Source organism: Nocardia sp. NPDC052112 (assembly GCF_040680135.1).
GTDB lineage: Bacteria > Actinomycetota > Actinomycetes > Mycobacteriales > Mycobacteriaceae > Nocardia.
Genome location: NZ_JBFAWD010000040.1, coordinates 25,471 through 40,503, shown reverse-complemented (window position 1 = coordinate 40,503; position 15,033 = coordinate 25,471). Strand labels below are relative to the sequence as shown.

The following is a 15,033-nucleotide window of genomic DNA, read 5'->3' as shown; positions in this document are numbered from 1 at the left end:
TCACCTACCCAGCCAGTAGTTGCGGTGCTGAAAGGCATAGGTGGGCAAGTCGATTCGCCGGGCACCGGCCGTGGTGTACAGGGCCGACCAGTCCACCGCGGCGCCCGCGGTATGTGCGCGAGCCAGCGCCGTCACGAAGGAGATCGCCTCATCCGATGGACCTGATCGCGTGGCGTCGATGGCAGGTGTGACCACCACATCGGTCTCCCCGACAACGGTTTCGCCGACGATCTCACGTACCCGTTCCGTCCATGCGCCCGAACCCAATTCGATGACAATCGATCCGCCGCGCCCGGCCGTCCACCGAAGGGCATCGCATGGGTGCGCCTCCTGCGACCAATACTCGGGCGTGCACAACTCGTCCCGACCGACCTGCCCTCCGGTCCGACCGGAGACGATCGCCACCTTCGGATCATCGGAGCTCACATTCGCACACACCCGCTTGACAGCCGCCGGTTCGCTTGCGGCCCTGACGAATTCCGCCGCCGATGTCAGCGACCATACCCCGGCCGCATACCCGGCCGCGACCTCACCGATGCCATGCCCGACCAGAAAGTCCGGCCGCAACCCGAACGACACCATCAGTCCATACAACCCGACTTCGACGCCGAAGAGTGCCGCGCGCGCGAATTCTGGCCGATCCGATAACCGCGCGGCCACATCGGAGTCTCCGGTCACAACTTCATGCAGCGGATGCTCGGCGAAGACAGCACCGACTTCGTCGAAGGCCGCACGGAAGACCGGGAAGTCGGCGTACAGACCGCGTCCCGCACCGACGCGCCCGGAGTCCGGGAACAACAGCACCGTCTTGGCCACCGACGAACCCATCGCGCGCACCACGGTCGGCGAATCCTGCCCGGCCACCAGGGATTCCAGGCCGCTGAGCAAATCGTCCTGTTTGCGCCCGATCAACACCGCCCGGTGTGGCAGCCGAGCACGCGAAACCACCAGGGAATACCCGATATGCACCGGATCCAGGCCCGGCTGCGCGCGGAGATATCCGGCGAGCCGTTCCGCCTGACCCGTCAGCGCCGGCGCCGAGCGCGCCGACACCACCCAGGCCGATACCGGTGGCGCGCTGACCGATGCGTCCTCGGAGTCCGCCACCGGGGCCTGTTCCAACACCACGTGGGAATTGGTGCCGGTAATGCCGAACGACGAGACGCCCGCCCGGCGCGGTCGCCCGGTCTCCGGCCATGGACGTGCCCGGGTGACCAGCTCCAATTCCCCTGCCGCCCAGTCGACATGCGGAGTCGGCTCGTCGACGTGCAGCGTCGGCGGAACTACACCGTGGCGCATCGCCATCACCATCTTGATCACCCCGGCCACCCCGGCGGCGGCCAGACAATGGCCCATATTGGATTTGATCGATCCGAGCAGCGCGGGCCGATCCCGATCCTGCCCATAGGTGGCCAGCAACGCCTGCACTTCGATGGGGTCGCCGAGCACGGTCGCGGTGCCGTGTCCCTCGATCACATCCACCTCGGCGGCGGACAATCGGGCATCGGCCAGCGCATCGCGGATCACCCGGCGCTGCGCCGAACCGTTCGGGGCGGTGAAGCCATTGGACGCACCGTCCTGATTCACCGCCGAGCCGCGCAGCACCGCGAGCACCGGATGGCCATCGCGTTGTGCATCCGAAAGTCGTTCCAGCAGCAGCATTCCCACGCCTTCGGACCATACGGTTCCATCGGCGGCCGCCGCATACGAGCGACAGCGGCCATCGGCGGCGGTACCACGCTCACTCGACGAGGCGAACATATCGGGCGTCGCCATTACCGTCACCCCGCCGACCAGCGCGAGCGTGGATTCGCCCGACCGCACCGACGCAATCGCCTGATGCAGTGCCACCAGCGACGACGAGCATGCGGTATCCACCGTCACGGCCGGACCTTCCAGCCCGAACACATACGAGATCCGACCCGATCCCGCACCCGCCGCCTTACCGGTCAACAAGAATCCGGACAGACCGCTGATCTGCTCGCTCGTCAATGCCCGATATGCCCCGTCGACCGTGCCGTACGACTGCCCGATCAGACCGACGAATACGCCGGTTCGACTGCCGCGCAGGCCGACCGGATCCATACCGGCCCGCTCGAAGGTCTCCCATGCCACCTCCAGCAGCTGCCGCTGCTGCGGATCGATCGCCAATGCTTCTCTGGGACTGATACCGAAGAAGCGCGCATCGAAATCGCCTGCGCCATCGATGAATCCGCCCTGTTCGACCATCCGCGCCCGGGTGGGATCCGGATCGGTGACCCCGGCGAAATCCCAGCCGCGATCGGTCGGCCATCCGGAGACCACATCCCGTCCGGCGGCGACCATCTCCCAGAGCTCGTCCGGTGACCCGACACCGCCCGGATAGCGGCATCCCATCGAGACGATCGCCACCGGTTCGTTGGCGCGAGCCTCCAACTGCCGCACCCGGTCTCGGACGCGCTGTAATTCGCGGGCGGCGGTCCGCAGGTATTCGCGCAGCTGCTGTTCCTCGGCCATGGCGCGACCTCAGGCCCCGCCTGCGGCCACCGCCGTCAGATGCATGAACGAGATGATGAAGCGGCCGGATTCGGGCACCATGCATACCAGGGTGTCGCCCTCCGTGATCAGGCCCTCGGACAACATCTCGTCGAGAATGATGTAGATGCTGGCGCTGCCGATGTTGCCGACCCTGGTCAGATTGCTGTACCAGTTCACCATCTCGCCCCGAGTGATGTTGCGGCGCTTGAATTCACCGATCATCAGCTCTTTCATCCGCTCACTCGAGTAGTGCACCGGATACCAGGTGACCTTCTCGGGATCGAATTTGCCGGCATCGACGAGCCGTTGATATTCCTGGATGCCGACCTCGACCAGATGCGGCAGCAGCGACAACTTCTGCCGGATTGCCAGCGCCCCGTCGTGGGCGGCGGCGGTGGTGGTCGGATAGTCGCCCCACGTCTTGGTGCAGGAATTGTCATTGCTGCCCAGGAACATGCACGCCTGTTCGGTATTGGCGTAGGAGGTCAGCGAGATCCAGTCGATGCGCAGACTGATCTTGTCCGGCTCCGGCTCGGACCGCAGCACCGCCGCCCCCGCACCATCGGAGAGCATGTACCGCAGAAATGCCGTCTCCATGGGGAGCGTGCCCTCTTCGATCACCGATTTCATCTCGGCATATCGCGAACTCTTGAATCCGCGCGAGGCGAATTCGCTCGCGACCGCGACGGCATTGCTCTTCTCGCCGATGGCGACCTGAAGATAGGCATCCTTGAGTGCCATCATCCCGGAGCTGCAGATCCCGTGCGCGGTCATGACTTCCATCGGCGCATAACCGAGTTCACCGTGAATCATGCTGGCGTGGCCGGGACCGAGCAGGTCCGGCATGGTGGTCGCGGCCGCGAGCATTTCGACCTCATCGGGGCCGAGGCCAGCACGTTTCACCGCCGCACGTACGGCTGCTGCGGCCATTGCGGCATTCGACATGACCGTCTGCTGATTCTTATCGATCGCGTAGTGACGGGTCTTGATACCGCTATTGCCGAGGATCATCTCGCGCAGATCCGCCGACGCCAGACCGGCCTTGCCGATGTAGTCCTCGATTTCGTCATTGGGCACCGGATCGCCGGGCAGAAAGCGGCCGGTCGCGGTGATGTAAGCGGTCATCAACTCTCAGCTCTGTTCAATTCGCGGCCCTCCCGGGTCCCTACGTGGTCACGCTCCGCTGCCGCCTCCGGGTCCGTCGCTCGCGCCGCAGGGATCGCACTCTCCCGCGCCGCCACCTTGCGCTCCAGCAGGTCGGTGAAGTCCTGGAAGGTTCGCACCGAGGCGATCCGCTCGTCGTCCAGGACGATGTCGTACTTCTTCCGGACAATATCGGCAATGGCGAGCAGGCCGAGCGAATCGATACCGAGTTCGTTCAACGCCGAATGACTGTTGATTTCGTCCCGCTCGATACCGTAATGCGAATCCAGATAGTCGAATATATCCTTCTGGATTTCGTCTACTATCGACATGCGCTACCCCATTCTGCCGCGCTGGGCGTACCCCGAAGCCGGGTGAACAACCTCGGACCAAGTCTTACATCGGCCCCAACGAGCGTCAAGATGATCACTTCGAAAGATGTTGTCCGACAGTGTAATTCGATTGCGTCAACCCCTATTCGACAACCCCTATCGGCAGATTTCGCGCCTTGACCGGCACCCGCGCGCACCGATACAGTTTCCCGCATCGATATTTTTTCGAATTCGCCCGGCGAAAGTGGAAAACACCATGGGCACGAAATCATCGAAGCGGGCCGTCATATTCTCGTACTCGCAGACCGGCCAATTGACCGACACGGTGCGGGCATTCACCGAACCGTTGGTCGCGGCGGGCTGGCACATCCGGCATGTGCCGGTGACGCCGGCACGCCCGTATCCGTTTCCCTGGCCGATCGCGAAATTCTTCGGCGTCTTTCCCGACAGCGTCGACGAACAGGCCGAAATCGAGCTCGGCACTTCGGCGTCGGAGCTGCGCTCGGAACCGTATGAGCTGGTCATCCTGGCTTATCAGGTGTGGTTCCTCGCGCCGTCGCCACCGATGCGCACCTTGCTCAATGCCCATCCCGAGGTAATCGTCGATCGCGAGGTGCTGTCGGTGATCGCCTGCCGGAATATGTGGTACTCGGCCGCGGTAGCGGTCGATCGGCGGCTTCGGGCGCTGGGCGCTCGGCATCTGGGCGCTGTCGTCGCGACCGATACGCGACCTCAGTTCGTCACACTGGTGACCACCTTGCGGTGGCTATTGGGCGGAAAACGGGAAGCGCGCGGGGTTTTCGGTAGGGCGGGCATCGATCAGCGCGAGCTCGATCGGGTGCGTGACTGCGCAACCGCTTGGGCCGCGGGCACTCCCGATGTCTCGGGCACCAAGATCCGCTACCCGATCGCCGGAGCCGACCTGGTGGCGGGTCGAATCTTCCGGCGCTGGGGCAGGCTGATTCGCGCGGCCTCCCGCCGCGGAGCCGTCCCGCGGGCCGCCACGTTGACGGCATTCGTGCTCTGGCTCGGTATCTCACTCGCCCTGATGCCGCTCGGCGCGCTGCTCGCCCTGCCCATGCACCGACGGATCGATCGGGCCATCGATGCGGCGCTGGCGGGCAACATCGCACTGCGGCAGCCCGCATCCCCCGCTACGGCAGGCGAACAGGAAACGGAGGCAACCCCGATGGACCAACTGTCCGGTGACGAGTACGTGCTGCTCTTCGATGCGCGAAACGAATCGACCTGGCGCGATGCCGTCGGCTATGTGCGCATGATGAATACCACGCCCCTCTCGGCGGTGGCGGTGTCCCGCGACCGCGAGCACGCCGAGGGCATCCTCGCGGACCCGTCCGGCAAAGTACTCGCGGCATACGGACTCGACGGCGCCACCGCGGTGCTGCTGCGGCCCGACGCCTTCGTGGCCGCCGTACTACCCGGCGCCGATCCCCATCAGGAACTCATTCGCGCGGTCGGGGACGCCACCGGCGAGGACGCTCAGCCCACCAGTTCCCGCTGAACCGCGGCCGCGACCTCCACGGACCGTTCCGACAGGTAGAAGTGCCCACCGGGGAATTCCCGCAGTTCGAAGCCGCCCGAGGTGTGCGTCTGCCAGGCCTCGGCCTCGGCCCGGCTCACCCGCGGATCGCGGTCGCCGACCAGCACCGTCACCGGACACCGCACCTGGGCACCCGGCTCACACCGGTAGGTTTCCACGGCCCGGTAGTCACTGCGAATCGCGGGCAGGAATGCCGCGGCGATCTCGGGATCGTCGAGCATTTCGACGCCCGGCCCGCCGAGCAGTCGCAGTTCGGTCAGAATTCCGGCATCCGGTCGCTGGTGCACCGATTCGGCGCGCACTGTCGACGGCGCGCGCCGCCCCGATGCGAACAGATGCCGCGGCGCAACACCTTCGGTCTCCATCAGCCGAGCGACCTCGAAGGCGACCACGGCACCGAGACTGTGTCCGAACAGCGCGATCGGCAGCGCACTGTGCTCGAGCACGGCGGGCAGCGCGCCTGCCGCCAATTCGGCCACCGTCTCCAGACACGGTTCCCGGCGCCGGTCCTGCCGACCGGGACTCTGCACCGCCAGCACTTCGAGTGGTCCGTCGACGGCTCGCGCCAGCGTGGCAAACGAACTCGCCGAACCACCGGCGTGTGCGAAGCAGATCATGCGCGCCACCGGGCGCGGGTGCGGCCGTAGGCGCTGCAACCAGCGCTCGTGCACGGTGGATTCGGTCATCCGCAATGGTCTCCCGTCGAAATCAGCACTTGGTGCTCAGCATAAAGCGCAGTTCGGTCCGCCTTCGCACCTTCAGCTTCCGATACACCCGCGTCAGATGCTGTTCGACGGTGCTCGTGGTGATCGCCAACTCCTCGGCGATCTCCCGGTTGCGCAATCCTTTGGCGGCCATCTCCGCCACCCGGTGCTCGGCCGAGCTCAATGATCCGATATCCAGCGCAGCGCTCGTGCGCAGTGGCTCGACGGCCTCGGTCTGGTCGCCGGACAGCCGCCGCACCAGCGGCTCGGCGCCGCAGTGCACGGCCAGGCGCAGCGCCGAACGCCGCAGCGATCTGGACCGGTCCACCTCGCCGAGCAATTCGTGCGTGCGACCGAGATCCGCCAGCACCGCCGCCAATTCGAGGCGATCGTCACTGCGCCGCGCGATGGTCTCGGCTTGGCGCAGCAATGCGATGCGGTCGGAGGGATCGACGGTCGCGGCGATCAGCCGCAGCGAGACCGCACCGGTACCGTGTCTGCGCGCATCACCGAGCCGAACCAGATGACGTTCGGCGAAGCCACGCGCCTGCTGGTGATCACCCGCCGTCAGATAGCCGAGCGCGACATCGTTGCGCCACGGCACCAGCGCGGGCAGATCCATTTTCCAGCGCCGCATCAGCGAGCCGCAGAGCTGGAAGTCGACCAGTGCGTCCGCGACGCGTCCGGTCGCCAATGCGAGGTGGCCGCGCGCATGCAGATAGGGCAATGCGAGCCGAGAGTCGAACAGGCTCAGCGGAACTTCGCGATCCAATTGCGCCTGCGCCTCGGTATACCGCCCCGCCGCGGTGAGTGCACGGACGTAGCACCACAGCGGCCGACCGACAACGGTGCCGAGGTTGCCTGCGGGCACCTGGTTCAGCGCCTGTACCGCATATCCGGCGGCATCGTCCAATCGGCCTTGACGCAGCGCGATCTCGGCGCGCAGACCGGCGAAGATCGCCTGCCAGGTCGGCGATGAGCGGGCCACCGATTCGGCGAGCAGGGCATCGCACCACGCGGTCGCCACTTCCAATTTGTCGGCATAGATGAGGCCCTCCAACGCCGTGGTGAGGGCCTCGACGGTGCCGGAGTCCAGCCGGTGCCGGGACAGGATCTGATGTGCGACCGGCACCGTCGCCTCGCGACCGGAGTCGGCGGCAATGGCGGACAGCAGATTCGCGGCGACCAGATGCAGCGAGGGCGGTCCCTCGGCGCCGGCAGCACGCGCCGCGGTCGCCACGGGGAGATCCGGGATCTGCTGGCGCAGTGGGAGTTCGGGATAGGTGTAGGCGATCCAGGAGCGCAAGAAGGTGAGTTCGTCGGGGTGCGGCGCCGCCGCGACGGCCGGTACGGGTTGCGAATCCCGTTCCAGCAGTCGCCATGCCGCGCGCGCATCGTCCATCCGCCCGTGCCACAGCAGATATCGCACGGCGGCGTGCAGTGCGGGCGCGGACAGGGTGCCCGCGCGCACGGCGGCATGCAGTCTGGCGAAATTCCTGGTGGCCGTGGAGGGGTTGATCCGCCATTCGATGGAGGCGAGTACGGCCGCGATTTCGGCCCGCTCGGCCGGGCGGATGGCGGTGCGGTAGGCCAATTCCAAACATTCCACCGCGCGGTCGATCTCGTCCAATGCCAGCGCCTCGGCCGCGGCGGCGCGCAGGATCGCCGCCGCCCAGGGGTAGCGGGTTTCGCCCGACCGCACCAGATGCTCGGCGATGATCGCCGCCGACGCATCCCGGTTGTACAGAGCGGCCGCGGCCCGATGGTGCAGCAGCCTGCGGGCATCGACCCGCATGCCGCGCTGGATGCACCGGCCGACCTCCCGATGCCGAAACCGCGCCGCCTCCACGATTCCACTCGCGCTCAGCTGCGCGAGAATCCGGTCCACGGCATCCGGATCATGCTGCAGCACAATGGCGATGGTCTCGGCCGTACTGGCCGCACCGAGCACCGCGATGGCCTCACCGACCCGCATCTGCTCCCCGCCGCCGCGGCGCAGCCGGTGTACGACCGCCTCGCCGATATCGCTGACCGCGTGCCGACTGACGTCCGCGCGCAACACCTCTCGCGTATCCAACGGCGCGGTGGTCTCGATACATTCGTCGGAGTACATATCGCCCGCCAATACCGCAGACCGGCCGCCCGCGGCGTGCACGACCGGAACCGGTTTGACGGCAACGGGGTTCGGATTATGCCGGGCAGGGGCCGAAGGGTGCTTCCGCGCAGACGGATCGAGTTTTCCCATACTGTGTCCCAGAATCGCAGGCGAATTGCATGGCAAACGTCGCGGCAGCTCTGTCGCAACTGAACACGCAACGGAGTGGCAGATCATCAACTGTTGCTGCACTATTCAGATACCCAAGGAAACCGCACGCCGTGATTGCTGTCAAGGCAGTGGGAATACGCGGCAGTACGCAATAGGGGAAGCCTTAGGGGTTTCTGCGTCACCACATCTTTCGCCAAACTCACCGCATGAGACATAAACGCACACCGGCTGGTGTTCCAGGCCGGTCCGAGCGCGCGGCACCGGTATGCTGACCGATTTCGCCGCCGATGTGCTGGTGCGCAGGCACTTTCACGCACCGGCCGCACGTCCGCCCGGTTGGCACGATATCTCCGCCGCGACCCTGAGCTCCTATCATCGCAGCGTCCTGCTGACCGACGGCACGGTGACCCGCACGCTGGAGGCGCATGTGCTCGAGCCCGTCGAGGCGCGCTGCACCGCCCAGCGCGAGACCACCGCCGCCGCTGCCCACGATGGCTGGCTCGATGTGCCACCCGAGGAAAAAGTACTGGTACGCAAGGTCGATCTGGTCGGTGCGCGCACCGGAACCCGGTATGCCCGAGCCGAATCCCTCATCGCGCTCGGCCGGTTGCCCGCGGCGTTCTCGGCCGCGTTGGAGACCGAGGCGGCGGGTATCGGCGGCGCACTGCAGACCACATCGTCGGAGTCGTATCGGCAGCTGTTGTTCTACGGCCGCACCAGCGATGCGGTCTGCGCTCGGTGTTATCGCATCTACATTAACCGCAGGCCCGCGCTGGTCATCCGAGAGTGGTTCCTGCGCTGAGCTGACAGGATCTTGCTATTGGCGATTCCGCGAGGAGTCGTATCCAAAAGCCGAGCGATATAAAGCAATTAATCGGCAGTGTTATACCAGGCCCTGGCAATACTTGGTGAGGTGAAAATGTTTCGGACTCGACTACTTCGCCCGGTCCCGATGTTGCTGACCCAGCGCGCGCTGCAATCCGGTCCCGCGATCGCATTCGAGGACCGATTACGAACCGTCGACTATCGGACACTGGAGGCCCGCACCGCGCGAATGGCCGGTCATCTGGTCGCGGCGGGACTGCGCGCCGGCGATTGTGTTGTGATCTATCTCGGCAATCGGGTCGAGTCGGTCGAGACCACCATCGCGGTGACCCGTGCCGGCTGTGTCGGCATCCCGGTGAGCCCGAATCTCGGTGACGACGTGTTGCATTGGCTCATCCAGCAGAACCGGCCCGCCGCGCTCTTCACAACCTCCCGGTCCGAGGGAGCGCTGCAAGCGCAGCGAGCACCTGTGACGGTAGTCCTCCCCGAGGACGGCAGCACGACGTCAATTCCAGGGTGGTGTCTTCACTTCGAGGAGCTGGCCAGCACCGGACCCACCGCGCTCCCCCGCGACGACTTCGGCATCGACGATCCGGCGTGGATCCTGTACGCACCACGCCCCGGTGCGCACCCCACGGGTGTGGTTGCGACCCAACGCAGTTCGGTCTGGCCGGTGCTGTCCTGCTATCAGCGCATGTTCGCCGGAGGCGGACTGCATCTGCTCCCGGTGCCGCTGTCCTACAGCTACGCGCACATCCTGTGCATCCTTGGTGTCATCGCACTGGGCGGCAGCGCCCGGCTGGCCGGATTCGTCCCCGACGAAGTGCTCGAGCAGGTCGGCGGACCCGATTACACCCTGCTCGCCGGAGTCCGCCCGCCCGGGCGCGTATGCCTCACCGCGGGCCTCGCGGGCGGTCCCGCCGAACTGCTCCGCCAGGCACCCCTGCTCAACCTGCTGGTGCCGTGACGCACGGCTGCTAGCCGCCGGGTGGGGGAACCAGGCCGTGTTTGTGGGCGTAGACGACGGCGTGGATGCGGTCGCGGACGCCGAGTTTGGCGAGTATCCGGGATACGTGTGTCTTGACCGTCTCCTCGCCGACACCGAGTGCGGCCGCGATCTCTGCGTTGCTGCGCGCATCGGCCAAGAGCAGCAATACTTCTCGCTCTCGTGCGGTCAACTGCTCGACTTCGGGTGGGGTGTCCGGCGCAGCGAGGGTACCCGCGAACCGCGACATCAACCGTCGTGTCATCGACGGATCGATCAGGGCGTCGCCACGGGCCGCGATCCGGATGGCGGCCACCAGTTCCTCCGCTGGCAGGCTTTTCAAGAGGAACCCGCTGGCGCCCGCCCGCAGTGCGCGGTAGAGGTTGGCATCGCTGTCATAGGTGGTGAGTACGAGAACGCGGGTGCCGCCCGCCGCGACAATCGCCGCGGTGGCCGCGAGTCCGTCCAGCTTCGGCATGCGCACATCCAGAATCGCGACATCCGGGTGCAGCCGGGCGGTCTCGGCAATGGCGCTGCGGCCGTCGCCGACCTCGGCGACGCATTCGAGATCGGTCTGACTGTCGACGACCGCGCGCAGTCCGGAGCGGAACATACTGTGGTCGTCGGCGATCAATACGCGGACCGGTGCGTTCACGAACCTCCGATCGGCAGGGAAACCCTGGTGTGCCAATGGGTTTGCGCATCATCGCGACCGAATCGCAGTTCGCCGCCGAATAATTCGGCACGTTGGCGAATCCCGCCGAGTCCACGGTGCTCGGCGGTATCGCCCACGTCTGCGGTGTCGGCGAGCGGATTGACCGACTCCAGCACCATCTGGGTCGGCTGATAGTCCACGATCAGCCGCGCGTGCGCGCCGTCGCCGTGGCGCAGCGCATTGGTCAGCATCTCCTGCACGATCCGATACAGCGTCAGGTTCAGCGAATCCGGCAGCTCGACGGCCGCACCGCGCACGATGAATTCGACGGCCAGACCGGCCGCGCGCACCCGCTCCAGCAGATCATCGATATCGGCGAGTCCGGGCTGTCGCTGGCCGTCCTCGTCACGACCGTGCAGCAGATCGAGTTGACGGCGCAGGTCGACCATGGCCGCCCGGCTGCTCGATTCCACCGCGGTCAGCGATCGGATGGCGGGGGCATTGCCGGTGTCGGCCATGGCGATTCGGGCCGCACCGGCGTGGATACCGATCGCGCTGACGTGGTGGGAAATCACATCGTGCAGATCCCTGGCGATGGCGGCGCGTTCCTCGGCGACGGCGCGCGCGAGTGCGGTTCGCTGTTCCTGTTCGCGCAATTTGGCCTGTTGCTCGAGATCGGCGATATAAGCGCCCCGCGCCGCCGTATACCGGCCGACCAGCCACGGCACTACACCGGCCGATACCGTCGATGCCAGCAGCAACCGCCAATCGTGCGAGGTATTGCTGTCGATCAGCAGATGCGCACTCGCGAAGCCCGCGGACATGATGCTGACGGTCAACACCGATGTCGGGCCGACCAGCCAGGCACCCGCCCGATATCCCGCCACCAGGAAGCCGACGTCGGCGAAGCGCGCGACGAAGCCGTGCCGAAGCAGCATCAGGGCCTCGGCCAGCCGCAACGCCACCTGGATCAGCGCCACCGCACCCGCGGTGCGCGGCGGCGCGGCCAATGCCAGATCGGCTGCGACGATGGCGATCAGCACCGCGGTGGCCTGCCACGGGGCCACCGCGAAGATCCCGTTCAATGTCAGCATCGCGGCATCCACCGCCGCTGCGGCCACCGCGACCACCAGCGATTGGCGGGCCAGCGATCTGCTCACATCCAACAGTTCGCACCACCTTCGCGCAGTCCGGGTCGAGCCGTCCGGGGGCGATCCTACCCAGCGTTCGTACATATTCCTCGGACCGAACTCTGCCCGGGAGCCGGGCGCGGCGCATCCCCCGCCCGGGGGACCGCAAATCCCTCGTCAGCGCGATGTTTGCCCAGGCCAGCGCCCGTAACGTGGCAGTGAAGCAGGACAGTGGAGGAGTCATCGTGATCGGTGCGCAGTTATTCATCTACGCCATACCGGCGTTCGCCGTACTGATGTTCGTGGAGTGGATCGACTATCGCCGTGATCCGGATCGCCAGGCCAACGGCCACTCCGGGCGGGATATGGCTTCGAATATCACCACCTATCTGCTGGGCCGATTCCTGAAGCCGGTGCTGCAGTACCTGATTCCGTTCTCGGCGGTAGTGGTCGCGGCCGCGATCACCCCACTGCACCTGTCGCCGACCGCTTGGTGGGCCTGGGTGCTCGGGCTGGTGGTCACCGATTTCTGCTACTACTGGGCACATCGCGCCGACCATCGGGTCCGGCTGCTGTGGACCGCGCACAGCGTCCACCACTCCAGCCAGTACTTCAATCTGTCCACCGCCATCCGCCTGCCGTGGGTGCATCCGGCGGCCAGCATCGTGCGTGGATTCGCCTGGGTGCCAGCGGCTTTGATCGGCTTCCCGGCGTGGATGATCTTCCTGCTGCAGACCATCGGGTTGCTCTACCAGTTCCCGATCCACACCCAGCGCATCCGGACCCTGCCGCGCCCGATCGAGTTCCTGTTCAATACCCCGGCCCACCACCGCATCCACCACGGTTCGAATCAGCCCTACATCGATAAGAACTACGGCGGCGTCTTCATCGTCTGGGACCGGCTCTTCGGCAGCTTCGCCGCGGAGACCGAACCCATCCGCTACGGCCTCACCAAGAATATCGGCACGGACAACCCACTGAAGGTCAACTACCACGAGCTCGGTACACTGATCAGCGATGTGCGCCATGCGAATACGTGGCGCGGCCGCCTCGGCTACATCTTCGGTCCGCCCGGTTGGTCCGAAACGGCACAGGCCGACGACGCGCACGTCATTCCCACCGAATCAGCGCGCGAGGGATCGCTCGCCGCATAACTTCGCCCACGATGTCCGCGGCGGCTCTACCGCCGCGGACCACTTATATCGCGTGAATGAATATGCGAATAGCGGTGATTCGTCGACTGTCGGGGGCGAAGTCGACGAACGCGACCCCCTGGGCCGAGTCCAGCCGGACGCTGACACTCACCGTGCGGCCAGCGGCGATCAGCTTGTCCCACTGCATATTCCGCGCCCGGTTGGTGAACTCCTCCAGCGAGATCCTGGTTCCGGCCGGGAGTTCGATGATCGTGCGCTCACTGAGCAGGCGACGTGCTCGCGAGATATCGGTGGCCGCCACCGCCGCGAACACCTGGGACACGGCGCGTTTGCCCGATCGGCCGATGCCGCGCAGCGCCTGCATCATGCCGAACATGCCATCGAAGCCCTGATTGGCGATCAGCTGCGGGCCCAATTTGAGCGCGGCGCCGAGTCCGGGCAGCCCGGTGCGCAGCAGCTGCACGATCATCGCTGCCAATTCCCAATGGGCGGCCAGCCGGGTGATCTTCCAGACGCCGCCGTCCTCGACGAGGTCGTAGCGCAGGTGCATGGGCACCGCGACGGTGGCGCCGGTCGACATGGTTGTGCGAATCAGCAGGTCGCGGACCACGGTGGACGGGCCGACGAAGTCGTGGTCGCCCCGGAAGGCGATGGTGTTGGGGCCGATGAAGGTGTCGTAGAACCGTTCGATCGCCGCGCGGCCGATATGCGGGCGGGAACCGACGGGATCGTTGACGGTGGCATCAGCGGTGAACAGGTCGACCCAGGCCGCCTTGTCGTGTGCCGCCACCGCACGCGGTGACGCCTGGACGGCCGCGATCAGGTTCTCGGCTGTGGAATCCAGCGGCATCACAATTCCTCCTAGTTACTGCGTCACATGGTAGAACATGTTCTAATTTCGGCGCCGGGGGTTCGGTGAGAAGTGCTCGGCGCCCGGCTCGACAAGGACTCCTATGGACTGGTACACCGGCAACACCGCCTACGACACGGTGCTCACGATCGGCTTCGCCTTCGCGGCATTCGTGCTGATCGGCGGCCTTTTCGCGCAGAGTCCCTACGGCCGGTTCGGCACCGACACGATCGGCTTCAACCTCAATCCGAAACTCGGCTGGTGGTTGATGGAAATTCCGGCGACGGTGGTCTTCGCGGTGTTCTATCTGACCGGTCCGAACCGGTTCGAGCCGACCGCGCTGGCGCTCGCCGCGATCTGGCTGGTGCACTACGGCAACCGCGGCTGGTTCTTCCCGCTGTCGATCCGCCAGGTGCCCGGCAAGCGCAGCAGCTTCAATGTCTCGGTACTCGCCGCGGGAATGTTCGTCACCGCGCTGCACGGCTACCTCAACGGCGCCCTCTTCGGCCACGACTACCTGCACCAATACGGCACCGACTGGCTGACCGATCCACGCTTCCTGATCGGTCTGGCCGGCTACCTCGGCGGCTTCGCGCTGCTGGTCCGCTCCGAATCGATCGTGCGCAAGCTGCGCGATAAGGACAATCCGGGTGCGACCGAATACCGGATCCCCTACGGCGCGGGCTTCCGCTTCGTCACCAGTCCCGCCTATCTTGCCGAGCTGATCGCCTGGGCCGGGTTCGCCCTGCTCACCTGGTCCCTCGCGGGTGTGGTGATCTTCCTGATCACCGCCGGAAACCTGGTGCCACGCGCCTTCGCCACGCACAAGTGGTACCGCGAGAAGTTCGCCGACTATCCGGCCGATCGAAAGGCATTGATTCCCTTCGTTATCTGAAGCGTCATACAGTGAC

General features: G+C 66.0%; 13 protein-coding genes. 5 read left to right on the top strand and 8 right to left on the bottom strand.

What is annotated here, in order from left to right; translation table 11 throughout:
* The 3 genes from AB0L58_RS40485 to AB0L58_RS40475 are packed head-to-tail and all read right to left on the bottom strand — an operon-like array spanning position 1 to position 3,992.
* Positions 1-2,496, bottom strand: a complete 2,496-nt coding sequence (locus AB0L58_RS40485) for a type I polyketide synthase (RefSeq protein WP_364396159.1) — start codon at positions 2,494-2,496, stop codon at positions 1-3.
* A 9-nt stretch (positions 2,497-2,505) separates the two neighbouring features.
* Positions 2,506-3,642 carry a 3-oxoacyl-[acyl-carrier-protein] synthase III C-terminal domain-containing protein gene (locus AB0L58_RS40480; protein WP_364396157.1) on the bottom strand — a complete coding sequence of 379 codons (1,137 nt, stop codon included), beginning with the start codon at positions 3,640-3,642 and terminating at the stop codon, positions 2,506-2,508.
* Complete coding sequence (locus tag AB0L58_RS40475) at positions 3,642-3,992, bottom strand: acyl carrier protein (protein ID WP_364396155.1); 351 nt, start codon at positions 3,990-3,992, stop codon at positions 3,642-3,644. Before AB0L58_RS40475 ends, AB0L58_RS40480 begins: the two co-directional genes overlap by 1 nt.
* 256 nt (positions 3,993-4,248) lie before the next feature.
* Here AB0L58_RS40475 and AB0L58_RS40470 point away from each other — a divergent pair, with 256 nt between their 5' ends.
* A complete protein-coding gene (locus AB0L58_RS40470) occupies positions 4,249-5,514 on the top strand; it encodes a hypothetical protein (protein ID WP_364396153.1) in 1,266 nt (421 codons plus the stop codon).
* Here the strand turns inward: AB0L58_RS40470 and AB0L58_RS40465 are convergent.
* Entirely contained in the window at positions 5,493-6,239 is a 747-nt protein-coding gene (locus AB0L58_RS40465; RefSeq protein WP_364396151.1) for an alpha/beta fold hydrolase, read from the bottom strand. The genes AB0L58_RS40470 and AB0L58_RS40465 overlap by 22 nt on opposite strands.
* A gap of 22 nt (positions 6,240-6,261) precedes the next feature.
* Positions 6,262-8,412 carry a LuxR C-terminal-related transcriptional regulator gene (locus AB0L58_RS40460; protein WP_364396149.1) on the bottom strand — a complete coding sequence of 717 codons (2,151 nt, stop codon included), beginning with the start codon at positions 8,410-8,412 and terminating at the stop codon, positions 6,262-6,264.
* Positions 8,413-8,788: 376 nt separating this feature from the next.
* On the opposite strand from AB0L58_RS40460, the gene AB0L58_RS40455 reads away from it, so the two are divergent.
* A complete protein-coding gene (locus AB0L58_RS40455; protein ID WP_364396147.1) occupies positions 8,789-9,325 on the top strand; it encodes a chorismate pyruvate-lyase family protein in 537 nt (178 codons plus the stop codon).
* 117 nt (positions 9,326-9,442) lie between these two features.
* Positions 9,443-10,315 carry a class I adenylate-forming enzyme family protein gene (locus AB0L58_RS40450; RefSeq protein ID WP_364396204.1) on the top strand — a complete coding sequence of 291 codons (873 nt, stop codon included), beginning with the start codon at positions 9,443-9,445 and terminating at the stop codon, positions 10,313-10,315.
* 10 nt (positions 10,316-10,325) lie between these two features.
* On the opposite strand, the gene AB0L58_RS40445 is transcribed toward AB0L58_RS40450, so the two are convergent.
* Both AB0L58_RS40445 and AB0L58_RS40440 read right to left on the bottom strand, forming a co-directional pair.
* Positions 10,326-10,988 carry a response regulator transcription factor gene (locus tag AB0L58_RS40445; protein WP_364396145.1) on the bottom strand — a complete coding sequence of 221 codons (663 nt, stop codon included), beginning with the start codon at positions 10,986-10,988 and terminating at the stop codon, positions 10,326-10,328.
* Complete coding sequence (locus tag AB0L58_RS40440; protein ID WP_364396202.1) at positions 10,985-12,148, bottom strand: histidine kinase; 1,164 nt, start codon at positions 12,146-12,148, stop codon at positions 10,985-10,987. Before AB0L58_RS40440 ends, AB0L58_RS40445 begins: the two co-directional genes overlap by 4 nt.
* Before the next feature lie 215 nt (positions 12,149-12,363).
* On the opposite strand from AB0L58_RS40440, the gene AB0L58_RS40435 reads away from it, so the two are divergent.
* Complete coding sequence (locus tag AB0L58_RS40435) at positions 12,364-13,272, top strand: sterol desaturase family protein (RefSeq protein ID WP_364396143.1); 909 nt, start codon at positions 12,364-12,366, stop codon at positions 13,270-13,272.
* Between the two features lie 43 nt (positions 13,273-13,315).
* Here the strand turns inward: AB0L58_RS40435 and AB0L58_RS40430 are convergent, their stop codons facing one another.
* Positions 13,316-14,122, bottom strand: a complete 807-nt coding sequence (locus tag AB0L58_RS40430; RefSeq protein ID WP_364396141.1) for a nuclear transport factor 2 family protein — start codon at positions 14,120-14,122, stop codon at positions 13,316-13,318.
* A gap of 103 nt (positions 14,123-14,225) precedes the next feature.
* On the opposite strand from AB0L58_RS40430, the gene AB0L58_RS40425 reads away from it, so the two are divergent.
* On the top strand, positions 14,226-15,017 hold the full coding sequence (locus tag AB0L58_RS40425) for a 3-oxo-5-alpha-steroid 4-dehydrogenase (protein ID WP_364396139.1): 792 nt from the start codon (positions 14,226-14,228) through the stop codon (positions 15,015-15,017).
* Positions 15,018-15,033 lie beyond the last annotated feature (16 nt).